General features: G+C 61.3%; 15 protein-coding genes. 9 read left to right on the top strand and 6 right to left on the bottom strand.

Annotated features, from left to right (window positions below):
* Positions 1-50: 50 nt before the first annotated feature.
* From AC4P1R_RS18120 to AC4P1R_RS18135, 4 genes are all read right to left on the bottom strand, one after another.
* On the bottom strand, positions 51-1,661 hold the full coding sequence (locus tag AC4P1R_RS18120) for an ABC transporter substrate-binding protein (protein WP_069460192.1): 1,611 nt from the start codon (positions 1,659-1,661) through the stop codon (positions 51-53).
* 67 nt (positions 1,662-1,728) lie between these two features.
* A complete protein-coding gene (locus AC4P1R_RS18125; RefSeq protein WP_069460193.1) occupies positions 1,729-2,445 on the bottom strand; it encodes an HAD-IA family hydrolase in 717 nt (238 codons plus the stop codon).
* 223 nt (positions 2,446-2,668) lie between these two features.
* Positions 2,669-4,045 carry an aspartate aminotransferase family protein gene (locus tag AC4P1R_RS18130; protein ID WP_492178394.1) on the bottom strand — a complete coding sequence of 459 codons (1,377 nt, stop codon included), beginning with the start codon at positions 4,043-4,045 and terminating at the stop codon, positions 2,669-2,671.
* A gap of 14 nt (positions 4,046-4,059) precedes the next feature.
* Complete coding sequence (locus tag AC4P1R_RS18135) at positions 4,060-4,896, bottom strand: GNAT family N-acetyltransferase (RefSeq protein WP_492178395.1); 837 nt, start codon at positions 4,894-4,896, stop codon at positions 4,060-4,062.
* Between the two features lie 311 nt (positions 4,897-5,207).
* Between AC4P1R_RS18135 and AC4P1R_RS18140 the strand changes: the two genes are divergently transcribed.
* On the top strand, positions 5,208-5,876 hold the full coding sequence (locus tag AC4P1R_RS18140; protein ID WP_151613497.1) for a haloacid dehalogenase type II: 669 nt from the start codon (positions 5,208-5,210) through the stop codon (positions 5,874-5,876).
* A 23-nt stretch (positions 5,877-5,899) separates the two neighbouring features.
* Positions 5,900-7,174: an NAD(P)/FAD-dependent oxidoreductase gene (locus AC4P1R_RS18145; protein WP_492178397.1), complete on the top strand. Its 1,275-nt coding sequence runs from the start codon at positions 5,900-5,902 to the stop codon at positions 7,172-7,174.
* On the opposite strand, the gene AC4P1R_RS18150 is transcribed toward AC4P1R_RS18145, so the two are convergent.
* Positions 7,168-8,100, bottom strand: coding sequence for a LysR family transcriptional regulator (locus tag AC4P1R_RS18150; RefSeq protein WP_492178399.1), 933 nt, complete (start codon positions 8,098-8,100; stop codon positions 7,168-7,170). The two genes, AC4P1R_RS18145 and AC4P1R_RS18150, sit on opposite strands and share 7 nt — an antisense overlap.
* A 119-nt stretch (positions 8,101-8,219) precedes the next feature.
* Here AC4P1R_RS18150 and AC4P1R_RS18155 point away from each other — a divergent pair, with 119 nt between their 5' ends.
* Both AC4P1R_RS18155 and AC4P1R_RS18160 read left to right on the top strand, forming a co-directional pair.
* Positions 8,220-8,831 (top strand): glutathione S-transferase family protein, encoded by a 612-nt coding sequence (locus tag AC4P1R_RS18155; protein WP_492178401.1) that lies wholly within the window; start codon positions 8,220-8,222, stop codon positions 8,829-8,831.
* Positions 8,832-8,847: 16 nt separating this feature from the next.
* The gene (locus AC4P1R_RS18160) at positions 8,848-9,762 is read left to right on the top strand and encodes a flavin-nucleotide-binding protein (RefSeq protein WP_492178402.1); all 915 of its coding nucleotides are present in this window, start codon (positions 8,848-8,850) and stop codon (positions 9,760-9,762) included.
* Between the two features lie 317 nt (positions 9,763-10,079).
* Here AC4P1R_RS18160 and AC4P1R_RS18165 read toward each other — a convergent pair whose 3' ends face one another.
* Complete coding sequence (locus tag AC4P1R_RS18165) at positions 10,080-11,714, bottom strand: alpha-glucosidase (protein ID WP_492178404.1); 1,635 nt, start codon at positions 11,712-11,714, stop codon at positions 10,080-10,082.
* 141 nt (positions 11,715-11,855) lie between these two features.
* Between AC4P1R_RS18165 and AC4P1R_RS18170 the strand changes: the two genes are divergently transcribed.
* From AC4P1R_RS18170 to AC4P1R_RS18190, 5 genes are all read left to right on the top strand, one after another.
* Positions 11,856-12,884 carry a substrate-binding domain-containing protein gene (locus AC4P1R_RS18170; RefSeq protein ID WP_069460201.1) on the top strand — a complete coding sequence of 343 codons (1,029 nt, stop codon included), beginning with the start codon at positions 11,856-11,858 and terminating at the stop codon, positions 12,882-12,884.
* A gap of 200 nt (positions 12,885-13,084) precedes the next feature.
* The gene (locus AC4P1R_RS18175; RefSeq protein WP_273361178.1) at positions 13,085-14,329 is read left to right on the top strand and encodes an ABC transporter substrate-binding protein; all 1,245 of its coding nucleotides are present in this window, start codon (positions 13,085-13,087) and stop codon (positions 14,327-14,329) included.
* A 53-nt stretch (positions 14,330-14,382) separates the two neighbouring features.
* Entirely contained in the window at positions 14,383-15,360 is a 978-nt protein-coding gene (locus AC4P1R_RS18180; protein ID WP_069460203.1) for a carbohydrate ABC transporter permease, read from the top strand.
* A complete protein-coding gene (locus AC4P1R_RS18185; RefSeq protein ID WP_492178406.1) occupies positions 15,357-16,190 on the top strand; it encodes a carbohydrate ABC transporter permease in 834 nt (277 codons plus the stop codon). The genes AC4P1R_RS18180 and AC4P1R_RS18185 overlap by 4 nt, the downstream gene beginning before the upstream one ends.
* Before the next feature lie 14 nt (positions 16,191-16,204).
* Positions 16,205-17,203 (top strand): ABC transporter ATP-binding protein, encoded by a 999-nt coding sequence (locus AC4P1R_RS18190; RefSeq protein WP_069460205.1) that lies wholly within the window; start codon positions 16,205-16,207, stop codon positions 17,201-17,203.
* The last annotated feature ends 132 nt before the right edge of the window (positions 17,204-17,335 follow it).

The raw sequence follows: 17,335 nt of genomic DNA on the forward strand, positions 1-17,335 counted from the left end.
GGTGGGGTAGGCTGCAGCGGTGCAGCTGCAGCCCGACCCTTTTCCATTCTTCAGGCTTCGAGCCAGACGTACTCCGCGAAGGCATAGCCCATCTGCCCGCCGAGCGGGTTCGGTTCCAGGCCCTTGAGCTTGGCCGTGAGCGCATCGACGTTGGAGATGTAGGCCGGGATGATGGTCCCGGCTTCGTTGGAGACCATCACCTGCATCTCGTTGTAGATCTCCCTGCGCTTCTCCTGGTCGAGCAAGCCGCGCGCCTCGATCAGCATCTTGTCGAATTTCTCCGATTTGTATTGGCTCTCGTTCCAGGGAGCACTGGAGGCGTACAGCAGTGAGAACAGGATGTCCGGCGTCGGACGCGGGTTGATGTTGCCGAAATGAACCGGCGCCTTGAGCCAGTAATTGTCCCAATACCCGTCCGACGGCACGCGCTGGACATCAAGCTTCAGGCCGATCTCGGCCGCGGATGCCTGAATGATCATTGCCATATCGATGGAGGCGGTGGCCGCTTCGGAAGCAACGACTGGGATTGATTGGCCGAACACGCCGGCCTTCTCGAAGTGGAATTTCGCCTTTTCCGGATCGAAGGCGCGCGGCTTCAGGTCGGCATTATGATAGAAATTGGCCGGCGAGACCGGCTGGTCGTTGCCGACTTCGCCGAGGCCGCGGAGCGCGGACTTGACGATCTGCTCGCGGTTGACGAGGTGTTTCATGCCCTCGACGAAATCGCGCTTGCTGCCGGGCTCCATGTCCAGGCGCATGTTGAGATTCGTGTAGTTGCCTGAAGTCGACTTGGAGAGCACGAAGCCGTCGCCCTGGCTCTCGACAAGGCGCATGGAACGCGGATTGATCGTGGCTGCCAGGTGGATGTCGCCGGACAAGAGCGCATTGACGCGCGAGCTGTCGTCGCTGATAGCGAAATACTCGAAGGAGTCGACGTGCGGGCCGGACTTCCAGTAGTTTTTGTTCTTGACGCCGATCGAGCGCACGCCCGGCTCGAAGACCTCCCTGACGAAGGCGCCGGTGCCGTTCCCCTTGGAGAAGTCGGTGGTGCCATCGGCGACGATCATGAAGTGGTGCAGCGACAGGATCGTCGGCAGGTCGGCGTTCGGGTCGGCAAGGGTGATCTCGACGGTCTGCTTGTCGATCGCCTTGAAGCCGGTCATCTGCGCCGCGATCTTCGCGACCTTGGAGCCGACCGACGGGTCGAGATGGCGCTTCAGCGAGAAGATCACGTCGTCGGCGGTGAGCGGCTTGCCGTCATGGAAGGTGATGCCGCTTTTCAGTTTGACGATCCAGGTCTGGGCATCCTTGGTCTCGATTGCTTCGGCAAGCTCCATCTGCGGCGTGCCGGACTTATCGAGGAAGGTGAGGCGATTGTAGAAGGAGCAGCAGCGGACGTAGTCGGTCGAGAGCGACGCCTTGGCCGGGTCGAGCGTGTCGGCGGTCGAGGACGACCAGCCGGCAGCCTTGAGCGTGCCGCCGGCGACCGGCGTCGCGGCAACCGCCTGACCGGCGCGGCCGAGCAGGACGCCGCCGGCCGACATTGCGACGCCGCCTGCAAGCAGCATCTGCAATAGTTCGCGGCGTGTGGCGCCACGACGGATGGCGGTTTCGACCATGGCGTCGTCCGACCTGGTCCAGTTGGTGATCTTGTCTGTCATGACATTCCCCTTCTTAATTGGCGGGCTGCCCTTCTCTTGTGGGCTTCGACCCGATCCGTTGAATGGATCACTTGCGTTCTTGAGCCACGGCGTCGGCGAGGGCGACCATCGAGGTGAAGTGATAGTCCGGCTTCGTGAATTCGGCCGGCTCGATGGTGCCGCCGTAGCCCTTCTGGGCATGGCGGCGCTCGATCCAGCAATTGGTCATGCCAAGCTCCCGCGAGATGCCGATGTCGTGATACTGGCTCTGGGCGACATGCAGGATGTCGTCTTTGGAATTGCCTTCGGACGCGACGAAGTCGAACACCTTCTCGAAGAAGGCGGGGTCCGGCTTTTCGGTGCCGGTGTCGTCCGCGGTGAAGGCGGCGTAAAAGGGGTTGCCGAGCTCGCGCGCGAAACACTCGAACGCCCAGCGGCGGGCGTTGGTCATGGCGATGAGCCGGTAATCCTTCGCAAGCCGTGCCAGGGCATCGGCGCTGTCCGCGAAGCCTTTCCAGTTCCTTGCCGAGTCCCGCAGGCGCTCGCCATAGCTTCGGTCTGCTGGCAGGCCAAGCTTCGGCGCGACCTGGAGGTAGACCCGCACGAGATCGTCGGGAAAGAGGTCCGCGTCCTCGGAATAGCGGGCGGCGCGATAGAGCGTCAGCGCCTCTTCGCCGTCGATGTCGACGCCCGCCTCGGCCGCGATGCCCGCGAGGCAGTCTTTGAGGCCGCTCTCGAAGTCGATCAGCGTGCCGACTACGTCGAAGGTCATATATTTGAATTCCGGAAGGCTCTTCAACTTCATTCCCCAGTTTTCGGGCTCACAAGGAGCGGCTTCATGGAAGAAGAATATTCTGTTCCCGTCGCGGGATCTCCGCCCCGCCGATCGAAGACCGCATTTACTGTAATGCCGCCATTTCGCGATTTCAGTTTGGCTGCTGTGCCGCGCGGAAGTTTCCGAAAAGATACGGTGACGCGGCACAAAATTTCGAATATGTCCATTCCGCGAAATAAGCGGATGGTCGCTCTCAGGCCCTCACGGCCGCGCGTACGTCCGGGTCCGCCAAGGTCTCGTCCAGCACCTTCCGGGTGCGCTCGACGATGGCGTCGATGTCGGCGTCGGTGCAGCAGAGCGGCGGCGCATAGCCGAGGACGCCGTTGGCGAAGGCGCGGATGACGAGGCCGCTCTCCCAGGCGCGGTCGAAGATGCGCCGTGCCGGGTCGGCTGCGGCCGGTAACGGGGCCTTCTTCTCCTTGTCGGTTACGAGCTCAACGGCCGCCAGCATGCCGCGGCCGCGGACATCGCCGACGAGCGGATGGTCCTTGAGGCCTTCAAGCCCTGCCATCAGCCGTGCGCCGGCTTTGCGGCCGTTGTCCAGCAACCCGTTCTCGTAGAGCTTCAGCACTTCAAGGCCGACCGCGGCGCTGACCGGATGGGCCGAATAGGTGTAGCCGTGGCCGACGGCTGCGGCACCGGCGCTGTCGGCGATCGTCTGGTAGATATGATCGCCCATGAAAACCGCGCCCATCGGCACGTAGCCGGAAGTCAGGCCCTTCGCCACGGTCATGAGGTCCGGAACGATCTCATCTTCCTCGCAGGCAAAGAGCGGTCCGGTGCGGCCGAAGCCGGTGATCACCTCGTCGGCAACGAAGAGAATGCCGAGTTCATGGCAAAGATTGCGCATTGCCTTCATCCAGCCTTTGGGCGGTACCAGCACTCCACCGGAGCCCTGGATCGGCTCGGCATAGAAGGCCGCGACCCGCTCGGGACCGATCTCCTCGACCTTGCGCCGCAGCGCTGCAAGCGACGCATCAATGATCGCCTGCGGATCGTCGCCGACCGGATTACGGTAAGCATAGTGCGATGGAATCTTGTGCTGCCAGTCAAAGGGTATGCCAAAGCCCGCATGGAACAAAGGCAAGGCCGTCAGGCCCGCACCAACCGTCGAGGAGCCGTGATAGCCCTGCTCGATGGAGATGAACTGGTCGCGCTGCGGTTCACCCCGGGCGATCCAGTAATAGCGGATGAACCGGATCGTGCTGTCGACCGCATCGGAGCCGCCGAGCGTGAAATAGACGTGGTCGAGATTGCCGGGCGCCCGTTCGGCGAGTTCCGAAGCAAACCGGATCGCCGGCTCCGATCCGAGACCGAAGTAGGCGGTCGCATAGGGCAGATCGCGCATCTGCCGCGTTGCCACCTCGACGATGCTCTCATGACCATAGCCGGCATTGACGCACCAGAGGCCGGCAAAGCCGTCGATCAGCTGCTTGCCTGAAGCGTCGGTGACTGTCGCACCGGAAGCCGAGGCGAGCACGCGCACGCCCAGCTTTTCATGGCCGCGATAGGAGGCGACCGGATGCACGAGATGAGCACGGTCCAGTTCGATGAGGGAATTGCTGTACATGGGGACTCTCCGGGTCAGCCAAACGCCTGGTTGGCGAGGGCGAAGGTTGTCGCGGTGGCGTCGGCAGCGCGTTCACTGACCGACGTCCTCATAGCGATAGCGTCGCCGACATGGGCAAGACCCTGTTCGGCGAGCCATGGCCCGAGGCCGGTATCTGCGATTGTATCAATCCGCAAAAATCGCCCGGGCCGCCGGGCGATGAAATGTGCGATCAATGCCTTGGCGTCGTTGAGATCGGCGGCAACAACCGGCCCGATGACCTCGCCACGGCCAAAAGGCCTCAGGGCAGCGAAGCCGCAAACGCGTCCATCGCGGCGGATCACCGCGAATTCGCCGACCGCCTCGATAGAGGCGATGAGGTCGCCACGGTCCGCGCCGAAGGCGCCGCGGTCGAGATCGGCAATCGCTGCGACGTCGGATGCGTTTGCGGGCTCCACGCCTGCCGGAGCGGTCATTTCACCAACGACGCCCTGCTGCTGCAGCACGCGACCCGTCTCCCGGAAGCCAACCTTCTCGTAAAGCGGCAAACCTTCCGCGGTAGCCACCAGTCGCAAGGGGCGATTGCCGGCAATGCGCAAGGCGGCGTCCATCAGCCGGCGCCCCAGCCCGCGGCCGCGCATCGCTTCGTCGACGATAACCATGTTGATCGTCGCGCAGTCCTCTTTGTAAGAGGTCACGAGCACGGTGCCGACGATACGATCGTCCTCGAGCGCGACGATGCCCTCACTTAAGGCGAGCACCATCTGCCAATCCTCGGGCCGGTGCGGCCAACCGGCCTGGCGTGACAGTCCGACCGCTGCATCCAGGTGTTCGGGGCTGAAGGTTATGAGATCGATCTGACGTGTCTGCATTGCGAATCTTCCTCATTTCTGACCTCGAAGTCTGGAGGATTTGGATCCGGCAAATCGGCTGAAGGACAGCTTCCGCGCGGTATCTTATGGCTTTGCGCGCGCGCGCCGCCGCATCTTATGCTGGCATGCTGCGATGGGCTGCGGGAAATGGGGGCCTCGGTCGGCGCGGGCGGGCGAGGCTCGCAACCTTCTGCCAAAGGCGACTTTCGATACGGTAGATTCTGCTTCGGTGCTCGCGAAATCAGGTGAGCCGAGGCGTTGGCCAGGGCCTATGATTATGGCATCCGAACCCGTCTATGAAGGATATGCACATGACGACCTTCCGCCCGAAATACATCACCTTCGACTGCTACGGCACGCTGACCAACTTCCAGATGGCGGAGGCCGCTCGTGACCTTTATAGCGAGCAACTGGACGAGCCGCGGATGGCGGAGTTCATCAAGAATTTTGCCGCCTATCGCCTCGATGAGATCCTGGGTGATTGGAAGCCGTATGCAGAGGTCGTGCACAATTCGCTCGAACGCACCTGCAAGCGCAACGGCATAAAATTCCGCGACGAGGCCGCGCGTATGGTCTATGAGCGCGTGCCGACCTGGGGGCCGCATCCGGACGTTCCGGCTGGTCTTGCCAAGGTCGCCAAGGAGATTCCGCTGGTCATCCTGTCAAACGCAATGAACTCGCAGATCATGTCCAATGTCGAGAAGCTCGGCGCGCCGTTCCACAAGGTCTATACCGCCGAACAGGCGCAGGCCTACAAGCCGCGGTTCAAAGCCTTCGAATACATGCTGGACATGCTGGGTTGCGGCCCGGAGGACATTCTGCACTGCTCTTCCTCCTTCCGCTACGACCTGATGTCGGCCCATGACCTCGGCATCAAGAACAAGGTGTGGGTGAACCGCGGTCACGAGCCGGCCAATCCCTATTACGGCTATACCGAGATCGCCAACATCTCGGAACTGCCGGGCGTCGTCGGTCTCTGAACAAGAAAAAGGGGCGGTACGCCATGAAATACGTTTCCTATTGGCACGACACCGCCCCGGCCTTTGCCGGGGCCGTGCAGGGCCTGGTCGAAGGCCATTACGACGTCGCCATAATCGGCGGCGGCTTCACCGGCCTGGGCGCGGCCCGTCAACTCGCCAAGGCCGGCGCGAAGGTCGTCGTGCTGGAGGCGGAAAGGGTCGGTTGGGGCGCCTCCGGCCGCAATGGCGGGCATCTGAACAATGGCCTCGCACACAGCTATCTGGCGGCAAAGAAGGAGCTCGGAAAGGAGCGGGCGATCGCCCTCTACAAAGCGCTCGACGATTCGATCGACACGATCGAGGCGTTGATTGCCGAAGAGGGAATAGAGTGCAATTTCCGGCGGGCCGGCAAGCTGAAGCTCGCTTCGAAGCCCCAACACTTCGAGACGATTGCCCGTAATTTTGAAGCGGTGAACGCTGAGGTGGACGCCGATACTGCTCTGCTCAGAGCGCATGAACTCAAAGATGAGGTGGGCGCCCCCTTCTTCGGGGCGATGCTTTCGAAGAAGAGCGCGATGATGCATATGGGCCGCTATGTCGTCGGTCTCGCCGACGCGGCGAGCCGTCATGGCGCGACGATCTTCGAGCACGCGGCGGTTACCGATCATCGGCGCGCCGGCGGCCGCCATGAACTGAAGACCGCACGGGGGAGCGTGACCGCCGACCAGGTGCTGGTCGCCACCGGCGCCTATACGCCCTCGGCTTTCGGTTATTTCCGGCGCCGCATCATCGCGGTTGGCAGCTTCATCATCGCCACCCGGCCGCTGACGGCGGTGGAGGTCGAAGCGACGATGCCCGGTAACCGCACCTGCGTCACGTCGAAGAATATCGGCAATTATTTTCGGCTTTCCCCGGACAATCGGCTGATCTTTGGCGGGCGCGCCAGGTTTTCTGCGACATCGGACCAGCGGTCAGATGCAAGGAGCGGTGCGATCCTGAAGGCGAGCCTTGCGGAGATTTTTCCGCAACTCGCCAATGTCGAGGTCGATTATTGCTGGGGCGGGCTTGTCGACGTGACCAAGGACCGATATCCGCGCGCCGGCTATCAAGATGGAGTCTGGTATGCCATGGGCTATTCCGGCCATGGCGCGCAGCTTTCGACCCATCTCGGCATGATCATTGCCGACGCCATTCTCGATCGGCCGGACCGCAATCCACTGAAGGGCCTCGATTGGCCGGCTGTGCCGGGACATTTCGGCAAGCCCTGGTTCCTGCCGCTGGTTGGCATGTACTACAAGATGCTTGATCGCATTCAGTAATCGGGACCAGCGGCCGTTTCCGGCAGCCAGGCGTTGAAACTCGCGCGGCGGCGGAAGCGCACGGCCGCGAAATCTAGGAACGCACGTATGCGAGCCGAGACTTTGCGGCCCTCCGCATGCACGATATGGATCGGTACCGGTTCGCGCTCGTAGTCGGCAAGCACGATCTTGAGCCGGCCGGCCTCGATTTCCGGCGCTACCTGGTAGGACTGAAATCGGGACAGTCCCCACCCGGCGACGGCGGCGGCGATGGCGGCATCGTTGGTATTCACGATCAGCCGTGCGCCGATCGGGACGCGTATGCTGCCGTCGTTTCCAAACAGCCATTCGGAATGGCCGAAAAGACCATCGCGGCCGATCATGCGATGTCGTGTGAAGTCTTCCGGGCTTTTGGGCTCGCCGAAGCGGGCGAAGTAGTCTGGCGCGCCGCAGATGACCTGCCGCACCGATCCAATGCGACGCGCGATGAGACCGGAGGAGGGCAGCGCGGCGATGCGGATCGCCACATCTAATCCCTCCTCCACGAGATTGGTCACCCGGTCGACGAAGACCGTCTTCACCTGCATCGCCGGGTAGTGATCGAGAAAGTCGAGGATGATCGGCAGGACATGAATGCGTCCGAAGAGCGCTGGCGCCGTGATCGTGAGCAGCCCTGCCGGATGCGTGAAGCTGCCCGCCGCATTGGCTTCGGCTTCGGCGATTTCCGCGAGGATGCGGCGGCAGTCGGCCACATAGCCCTCGCCGGCCGCTGTCAGCTTCACCGACCGCGTTGTGCGAACCAGCAGCCTCGTGCCGATTTGTTGTTCCAGTGCGGCGATCGCCCGCGTCACCGATGGCGGGCTCATATGCAGCATCTTGGCGGCTGGTGCGAAGCCGCCGCTATCGACCACCTGGACGAAGATCCGCATAGCCTGCCAACGGTCCATCGCCATCTCTCCAATTATTGCTCTAAATGAAATTGTTTAGTGCCTCGGAAAAGACTTAACAACGCGGAGAACAATAATCATGTTTCCGTCTGTTCCCCAATTTCTTTCAGGAGGCAGTCATGAAGCTCTTTTACCATCCACTCTCCGGCCATGCTCATCGCGCCCTGCTTTTCCTCTCGCTGCTCGGCATCGAACATGAGCTCGTGCTGGTTGATCTCGCCAGGAAAGAGCACAAGGAGCCGGATTTCCTGAAACTCAATCCCTTTGGCCAGGTTCCGGTGCTCGATGACGGCGGAACGATCGTGTGCGATTCCAACGCCATTCTCGTCTATCTCGCCAAGAAGACCGGGCGCGCCGACTGGCTGCCGGAAGACCCTGCAGGTGCGGCCGCCATCCAGCGCTGGCTTTCCGTCGCGGCCGGGCAGATTGCCCATGGCCCGGCGCAGGCGCGCCTCATCAACGTGTTCAAGGCGCCGTATCGGGCCGACGAGGCCATGCAGCGGTCGCACGCCATTCTATCCCTGGTCGACTCGGAGCTCGACGGCAGGGTCTGGATAGCCGCCGATCGGCCGACCATCGCCGACGTTGCGCTCTTCAGCTACGTCGCGCGAGCACCCGAAGGCGGCGTGGACCTTCAACCCTATTCGAATATCCGCACCTGGCTCGAGCGCGTCGAGGCCCTGCCAGGTTTTGTCGATTTCCAGAAAACGCCGGTGGGCCTGACAGCTTGAATGGAGGCAAATGGTCATGCAGAACCCCGCCCTCGCACCTTCTCCCTGGCATAAAGGGGAGATCGCCCTGCAGCGCCTCGTCGGTGTGGAAACCCGTATGAACGAGGTCGGGCGCCGGGTCGTGCGCGATCACCTGATCGATCAGCACCGTGAATTCTACTCGCTTCTGCCGATGGTGGTACTCGGTGCCGTCGCGCCCAACGGCGACGTCTGGGCAACACTGCGGTTCGGCTACCCGGGTTTCCTCCGGGCGCCGGACGCCCATACCCTGAACGTCGAACTCGCCAGGGAGCCAGCGGATCCCGCCGAGCCGGGCATGGAAGATGGTGCCGCGCTCGGCCTGCTTGGGATCGATCTCGGCACGCGTCGCCGCAATCGGCTGAACGGAGCTCTTTCGCGCAGCAGCCGCGGCTTCGATCTTGCCGTCGCTCAGAGCTTCGGCAATTGTCCGAAATATATCCAACCCCGGCAGGTCCGCTTCACTCGAGACCCGGCCGCGCCGCCGGTGCTGCCACCGAGGGCGAGCCTCGCGCTCGACGAGACGGCCCGCACCGTAATTGCGCGCGCGGACACTTTTTTCGTGGCGAGCTACGCCGATCTCGAATCCGGGCGCCAGGTGGACGTCTCGCATCGCGGCGGCCGTTCCGGATTCGTCCGCCTCGGCAAGGACGCTTGGCTGACGATCCCGGATTTTCCCGGCAACCGCTTCTTCAACACGCTCGGCAACATCGCGCTCAACGGGCGCGCCGGGCTCGCCTTCCCGGATTTCGATGCGGGCGGCCTCCTGCAGATGACCGGCGAGGCGGAGATCCTGTACGAGCACGCCGATGGCGCGCCACTCGAGGGTGCAGAACGCCATTGGCGCTTTCGGCCGTGCCGGATCGTGTGGCGGGCCGACGCGCTGCCGATCCGCTACGATCCTGCCGAATGATCGCCACACACGCTGGACATTGGATAGACCCCCTGTAGACGGCAAAGTGAGACCTGGTGCAGCCGCTCGTGGTTACGGGGACGCAGTTTCCGGTGACGGCCCCTCGCGGTCGCTAATGCTCGGCGCAACAATTTGCCCGATTGTCCCGATGTGTCCGAAGGCGGCTGATCGCGCGGATGGCTGCTGGTGAGACACGCGTCAGCCGAAAATGCCAAGTTCCGCTGGAGCGTCTCCATAGAGACGCCGGCCGACTGGTCCGGTCGAGTGCGCCAATCTACGCACGCAATGCCAGACGGACGCACGTTTTCTCCGTCTGATTACACGATAACCGGCTCTCTCACGTCTGTAACGGTCGGTGTGCCAACGATCTGCATCAGGATGAAACCATTCGGATGCAGCTTCAAAACGTCGCCATGGTGTTCTGTGGCTTCGTTTAGCGACACCACGCCGACGCCCTCTAGCCGCACGCTATGGGGGTGTGGCGACAAATTGAAGACGCAGAGCACTTCGCCGCCGCGCGTAAATGCCAGAACTGGCTCCGAGGTATCGAAGAACTGCGTCGGGCCGGTACGAAGAGACTCGTTTTCCCGCCGCAGTTTCAGCATGCGGCGGTAAAATTCCAGAACTGAATCCGGCTGGTCGAGCTGGCCCTCCGCATGCCGCGCAGCCTGTGGCGCCTTGATCGGCAGCCAGGGCGTGGCGGTGGAAAATCCGCCATTGGGTGTGTGGCCGTCCCAGACCATCGGTGTGCGGCAGCCGTCGCGCCCCTTGTTGTCGGGCCAGAATCTCAGGCCCTGCGGATCGGTGAGCTCGTGGTATTCGAGGTCTGTTTCGCTCTGGCCGAGTTCCTCGCCCTGATACAGGCAAATCGATCCCTGGAGCGACAAAAGGAGGGCCGCTGCTTGCTTGGCAAGGGCGTCCTGATTGATGCCGTGCCTCGCCCAGCGGCTGACATGACGGATAACGTCATGGTTCGAAAATGCCCAGGTCGGCCACCCACCGGGGGCTCCGGTGAAGAAATCCTCGATCTGATTGCGAAAGTGCGCGGCATTAAAGGCGTCCCCGAGCATCTCGAAGGAGTAGCATTTGTGCAGCCGCTTGCCGGTGGTGTATTCACCCATCATACGGATTGCATGGTGGGCTTCACCCATCTCGCCGACCATGGCGCGGGCATGATATTGGTCGAGCAGAGCCCGCATACGCTCCAGAAACACAAGGTTTTCGGGCTGGTTCTTTGAAAACAGATGGTATTTCATCCAGTAGGGATTCCACTCCGGCACTGCCTTGCGGCGGAAGTCCGCTGGATCATCCCTCAAGAGCTTGTCGTGAAAATAGAAGTTCACCGTGTCGAGTCGGAATCCGTCGACACCGCGGTCGAGCCAGAACTTCATCGTGGACAGCAGCCAATCCTGGACATCCGGGTTATGGAAGTTGAAATCGGGCTGTTCAACGAGAAAATTGTGGAAGTAATACTGCTTGCGCCGGGTTTCCCATTGCCAGGCAGGGCCACCGAAGACCGAGAGCCAATTGTTCGGCGGCGAACCGTCTGCCTTCGGGTCCGCCCACACGTACCAGTCCGACTTCGGATTGTCGCGGCTCTTGCGACTCTCTTGGAAAAACGAATGCTGTGAGCTGGAATGGGAGAGCACCTGGTCGATAATCACCTTCAGACCAAGCTCATGGGCTCGCGCGATCATTCGGTCGAAATCGGCAAGCGTGCCGAAGGTGGGATCGATGTCGGTATAGTTAGCGACGTCGTAGCCCATATCCGCCATCGGCGAGGTAAAGATCGGCGACAGCCAGATTGCGTCGACGCCGAGATCTGCGAGATAGCGGAGACGCTCCGTGATGCCATTGAGATCACCGATGCCGTCGCCGTTGCTGTCCTGGAACGATCGCGGGTAGATCTGATAAGTAACGGACCCGCGCCACCACTCGTTTTGGTCGCCCATTCTTCCGCCTCCCAAGTCACAAACCGCATTCAAAACTGTCCGAAACGCTTCGGATGTTTCACAGTGATAACCGAAACGATTTGGATTGACAAGCGCAGTGCGCTAAGGTCCGGGAAACAACCCGTCGGAGCCACGTCAAATATGACCACCTTGAAGGACATCAGCCGAAAGCTGGGCCTATCTGTAACGCAGGTAAGTCGAGCTCTTAACGGCCATTCGGACGTGAATGAGGAGACGCGTCAGCGGGTCATGGAGACCGCTAAAGCGTTAAAGTACCAGCCGAATCTCACTGCGCGAAAGCTCGTTTCGGGCCGCTCGGGGATGGTCGGTTTCGTGATGACCCGATATCCGCGGCTATCGTCCGACGGCTTTCTCCTGGAAATGATGGCCGGTCTCTCGTCTCAGTTCTCCAGCCGGGGCATGCAGTTCGTCCTGCATATCGCCCAGGAGGGAGATGACGTCATCGACATCTACCAGAAGCTGATCGACGGTGGTGCGCTTGACGGATTTATCATCGTCGAACCCGTAAAAGACGACGTGCGGGTCCGCTACCTCGCCAAACGAGGTGTTCCTTTTGTGGTGCACGGCCGCACGAGCCCGACTCCGAGCTACCCGTTTTTCGACATAGACAATTATGGTGTCGCCTATCAGGCCACCGCCTACCTCGGGAGAAGGGGGCACAAGCACATCGCCTTGATCAATGGCCCCGAACATTACAGCTTCGCACGCGATCGACTGGCCGGTTACCGGTCGGCTCTTGCGGAGAGGGGGCTCACTTTGCGGCGGGATTTGATCCGCCACGGCCGCATGGATGAGGGCCTCGGGCTGGTTTCGACCGTACAGTTCTTCAGCGATGCCGAGCGCCGTCCGAGCGCCGTCATCTGCGGTAACGTGTTGATAGCACAAGGCGTTTACAAAGCAGTCGCGGCACTCGGCCTCTCCATCCCGCACGACGTATCAATCATTGCCCACGACGATGTGCTGCCTGATTTCTCCGTTCCGCCATTTCGCCCGGAACTGACGGTCACGCGCGCGGCGCTCCGCGACAGCTGGTCTCCTCTGGCCGACTACCTGGCCGGCGCGATCCAGGGCAAGCCGCCGGAAAGCCTGCAATGCGTGACTGAGTTCGAGTTCGTCGAAGGGGGCTCCGTCGCCTCGCTCGCCAGCTGATCTGGGCCTTCGCACGCGATTTCGAATATTTTCTCCCAAATCCCGATTGACAGCCGACAAATCTTGGCGCTTATTATCCGAAACGTTTCGGAGAAACGGCGCAAATGCCGGGCGCCCTGCGCTGAGGAGCGCACGCCAGTCGTTCAATGGGAGGAGCCTCGATGAAATCTCATCTCGCAAACCGTGTGACCCGCTCGGCTATGGTTGCGGTACTCGCATCCGCATCGTTCGGAGCTGTGGCGACCGCCGCCGAACTTCACTACGTGCTCGGAACGGTCGGCAACGACGTCGAAAACTTCAAGAAGCTCGTGAAGCCCTGGGAAGAGGCGACCGGCAACACGGTGAAGCTGGTGCCGATGCCAGCCTCCACTTCCGATCAGTTCGGCCAGTACCGCCTGTGGCTCGCAGCCGGCAATAAGGACATTGACCTTTACCAGACAGACGTCATCTGGGCGCCGCAGTTGGCGGAACAGCTGGTGGATCTGTCCGAGGCAGCAAAGGATCTCGTGCCGAAGCATTTGCCCGCCGTCATCCAATCGCAGACGGTGAATGGGAAGCTCGTTGCCTTGCCGCTTTTTACCGATGCACCGGCTCTCTATTATCGAAAGGATCTGCTGCAGAAGCACGGCGTCCGCGTTCCGAAGACTTGGGAGGAACTGACCGAAACCGCACGCAAGATCCAGGACGCCGAGCGGGCCGAAGGTAAGGGCGACCTGTGGGGCTTCGTTTGGCAAGGCAATGCCTATGAGGGTTTGACCTGCAATGCGCTGGAATGGATCCGGTCCTTCGGGGGCGGCCAGATCGTGGAACCTGATGGCACAATATCGGTCAACAACGAGAAGGCCGCCGCGGCACTCGATCTTGCGGAGAGTTGGATCGGCACGATCTCGCCGCAGGGGGTTCTCGCCTATCAGGAAGAGGAAGCCCGCGGCGTCTGGCAGACAGGCAATGCCGTCTTCATGCGTAATTGGCCATACGCCTACAGTCTCGGCAACGGTGCAGACAGCGCAGTGAAGGGACGCTTCGATGTAGCGCCGCTTCCGAGCGGAGGTGAAAACGACAGCTCGGCGGCGACCCTCGGCGGCTGGAATGTCGGTGTGTCCAAGTACTCCGAGCACAAGGAGGAGGCGATTTCGTTGGCACTCTTTCTGGCCGGACCCGACGTGCAGAAACAGCGTGCCATCATGGCCTCAAGCCTGCCGACGATCGTGAAGCTCTACGACGATCCGGACATAGCCGCGGCTCAACCGATCATCCCGCGTTGGAAGGACGTGCTCCTCGGCGCCGTGCCGCGCCCCTCGGCATCAGCCAAGGTCAAGTACAACGAGCTCTCGTCGAAATTCTGGTCCGCCGTGCACGAGACGCTTTCCGGCAACGGCTCGGCCGCCGAAAACCTCGAATTGCTCGAACTCGACCTCGAGGATTTGAAAGGCGCCGGCTGGTAGCGCCAGCTTCGTCCTCGACTAGCGTTTCGCACGCCCGGACCGGGAGGAGCCCCATGACCAACGCTATCACAACAACAGGCAGGCCCGCGATCGAGCGCAGGCAGCTCAGTCTTCAGCAGCAGAGGGCACGCGCCGCGTTCTGGTTCCTGGCGCCGATGCTCGTGATGCTGTTCTTCGTAGCCGCCTGGCCGCTGTTTCGATCGGTCTATTTTTCGTTCACCAACGTGACGCTCAACAATCTCTATGCCGGCGAGTGGATTGGTTTCGATAATTACCTCAGCTGGCGAACGCTGTCGTCGGGCCGCACGATTTGGCGCGGCACGCTGGTCGATCCGGCCTGGTGGAATGCTGTTTGGAACACGGTCCGGTTCTCCCTCGTCTCGGTAACGATCGAGACGATCCTGGGCTTGCTCGTCGCTCTGGTGCTCAACGCCGAATTCAAGGGACGGGGTATGGTACGTGCTGCAATCCTCATCCCCTGGGCGATACCGACGATCGTCTCGGCCAAGATGTGGAGCTGGATGCTGAACGACCAGTTCGGGATTATCAACGACATGCTCCTCAGGCTCGGTCTGATAGAACAGAAGATCGCCTGGACGGCCAATGTCGAGACAGCGATGGTTGCCGTGCTCATCGTGGACATCTGGAAAACCACACCCTTCATGGCGCTTCTCTGCCTCGCCGGGCTACAGATGATCCCGCGCGACATCTATGAAGCGGCGAAAGTGGATGGCGTTCATCCGGTGAGGGTGTTCTTCAAGGTGACCTTGCCGCTGGTCCGTCCGGCGCTGATGGTCGCGGTCATCTTCCGCATGCTCGATGCATTGCGGATCTTCGACCTCATCTACGTGCTTACCCCGAATTCGAAGGCCACCAAGACGATGTCGATCATCAGTCGAGAGAACCTGATCGAATTCGACAAGTTCGCTTACGGATCGGCGCAGTCGACGCTGCTGTTCGCGATCATCGCGGTATTCGTCGCAGCCTATATCTGGCTCGGCAAACTGGATTTGAGTGGAGAAGGCCGATGACCCTGACAGATGCGCTCAAGTGCACCGCCTTCTATCTGGCTGTTGCCGTCATTGTCGTCGTTGCGGTGTTTCCCTTCTACTATGCGATCCTCACCAGTTTGGAGACGGGAACGGCGCTGTTCGAGGTCAACTACCTGCCCTTGAGCCTCGATTGGTCGAACTACGCCGCTATTTTGAGGAACGGCACGTTTCCACGAAACGTGATGAATTCCCTGTTCGTCGCGGCGACGACGGTGGCCTTCGCGATGTTTCTGGCCGTCACTGCCTCTTACGCGCTCGCTCGTGTCCGGTTTCGCGGACGCGGGTTGCTGTTGATGACGATTCTGGCGGTATCGATGTTTCCACAGATCGCTGTGCTCGCCGGATTATTCGAACTGATACGCTTTCTCAACATCTACAACACGCCTTGGGCGATGATCCTCAGCTATACGATCTTTACGCTCCCCTTCACGGTATGGGTGCTGACCACCTTCATGCGCGACTTGCCACTGGAGATCGAGGAAGCTGCGATTGTCGACGGTGCCACGCCGTGGGTAATCATCACCAGGGTCTTTCTGCCACTGCTCTGGCCCGCTTTGGTCACCACCGGACTGCTCGCCTTCATTGGTGCCTGGAACGAATTCCTGTTCGCGCTGACCTTCACGTCCTCCGAAACGACGCGGACCGTTCCAGTCGCCATTGCGCTCCTGTCCGGAGCGACGCAGCACGAGACGCCCTGGGGCACGATCATGGCGGCCTCGGTGCTGGTGACGGTACCGCTCATCGTGCTTGTCCTCGTTTTCCAACGCAAGATCGTGGCCGGCCTCACAGCCGGCGGCGTCAAAGGCTAGTCTGGAGGTTCCTCATGGCAAACATTGAACTCAAGAACGTCCGCAAGGCCTTCGGTGCCCTCGAGGTCATCAAGGGCATCGACCTCACGATCCGGAAGGGCGAGTTCATGGTGTTCGTCGGCCCGTCTGGCTGCGGCAAGTCAACCTTGCTGCGGCTGGTCGCCGGCCTCGAGACGATCACCTCGGGCGATTTGATCTTCGACGGCGAGCGGATGAACAACCTGGTTCCGTCGAAGCGTGGGATCGCCATGGTGTTCCAATCTTACGCCCTCTACCCGCACATGAACGTCTACGACAACATGGCATTCGGCATGAAGCTCGCCAATTCTCATCCACCAGAGATCCGCAAGCGAGTCGAACGAGCCGCCGAAATGCTGCAGATCGGCCATCTCCTCGACCGCTTGCCCAAGCAATTATCCGGTGGCCAGCGGCAGCGCGTGGCAATCGGTCGCGCAATCGTCCGCGACCCGCGTGTATTCCTTTTCGATGAACCCTTGTCGAACCTCGATGCCGCCTTGCGCGTCGCGACCCGACTTGAGATCGCCAAATTGCACCACGACATGCAAGACGTCACGATGATTTACGTGACCCATGACCAGGTCGAGGCAATGACGCTCGCGGACCGGATCTGCGTGCTACGCGACGGCGTCGTCGAGCAGGTGGGCACTCCATCCGAGCTTTACGAGCATCCAAAATCGCTGTTCGTCGCAGGGTTCATAGGCAGTCCTAAGATGAACTTCCTGAATGGTGAGCTTGCTGGAGCGCACGGCTGCCACACACTGGGCATCCGCTCTGAACACATCGACATCGTCAATGACGGCGCCATCTGGCATGGCGACGTCATTCATTCGGAAGACCTTGGTTCCGACAACTACCTGTTCGTCGACATTGGTGCGCAGGAGCCGATCGTCGTGCGTCAGGCGGGAAAGCGGCAAATCCCCCACGGCACCACAGTCGGCTTGCGCCCGGCTCATCTGCACCGGTTCGACGCTCGTGGCGCGCCTATCCGTTAGACCAAAGGTGCGCCGTCAAGATGCTGCTCCTCTCGCGCGGGAGCAGACCAGGTCGGTTCACTCCTTCCCAGGACCGGCCGATTTGGACCCCGATGCCGTCCTCCCAGGCTCGGGGTCCTCCTTTTTTTTGGC

The organism is Sinorhizobium sp. Y406 (assembly GCF_058732025.1).

Coding starts and splice junctions, on each gene's coding strand:
- AC4P1R_RS18130 (WP_492178394.1), bottom strand. CDS start 4,045: ATGTACAGCAATTCCCTCATCGAACTGGACCGTGCTCATCTCGTGCAT.
- AC4P1R_RS18145 (WP_492178397.1), top strand. CDS start 5,900: ATGAAATACGTTTCCTATTGGCACGACACCGCCCCGGCCTTTGCCGGG.
- AC4P1R_RS18170 (WP_069460201.1), top strand. CDS start 11,856: ATGACCACCTTGAAGGACATCAGCCGAAAGCTGGGCCTATCTGTAACG.
- AC4P1R_RS18185 (WP_492178406.1), top strand. CDS start 15,357: ATGACCCTGACAGATGCGCTCAAGTGCACCGCCTTCTATCTGGCTGTT.
- AC4P1R_RS18150 (WP_492178399.1), bottom strand. CDS start 8,100: ATGGACCGTTGGCAGGCTATGCGGATCTTCGTCCAGGTGGTCGATAGC.
- AC4P1R_RS18165 (WP_492178404.1), bottom strand. CDS start 11,714: ATGGGCGACCAAAACGAGTGGTGGCGCGGGTCCGTTACTTATCAGATC.
- AC4P1R_RS18155 (WP_492178401.1), top strand. CDS start 8,220: ATGAAGCTCTTTTACCATCCACTCTCCGGCCATGCTCATCGCGCCCTG.
- AC4P1R_RS18135 (WP_492178395.1), bottom strand. CDS start 4,896: ATGCAGACACGTCAGATCGATCTCATAACCTTCAGCCCCGAACACCTG.
- AC4P1R_RS18120 (WP_069460192.1), bottom strand. CDS start 1,661: ATGACAGACAAGATCACCAACTGGACCAGGTCGGACGACGCCATGGTC.
- AC4P1R_RS18140 (WP_151613497.1), top strand. CDS start 5,208: ATGACGACCTTCCGCCCGAAATACATCACCTTCGACTGCTACGGCACG.
- AC4P1R_RS18175 (WP_273361178.1), top strand. CDS start 13,085: ATGGTTGCGGTACTCGCATCCGCATCGTTCGGAGCTGTGGCGACCGCC.
- AC4P1R_RS18160 (WP_492178402.1), top strand. CDS start 8,848: ATGCAGAACCCCGCCCTCGCACCTTCTCCCTGGCATAAAGGGGAGATC.
- AC4P1R_RS18190 (WP_069460205.1), top strand. CDS start 16,205: ATGGCAAACATTGAACTCAAGAACGTCCGCAAGGCCTTCGGTGCCCTC.
- AC4P1R_RS18125 (WP_069460193.1), bottom strand. CDS start 2,445: ATGAAGTTGAAGAGCCTTCCGGAATTCAAATATATGACCTTCGACGTA.
- AC4P1R_RS18180 (WP_069460203.1), top strand. CDS start 14,383: ATGACCAACGCTATCACAACAACAGGCAGGCCCGCGATCGAGCGCAGG.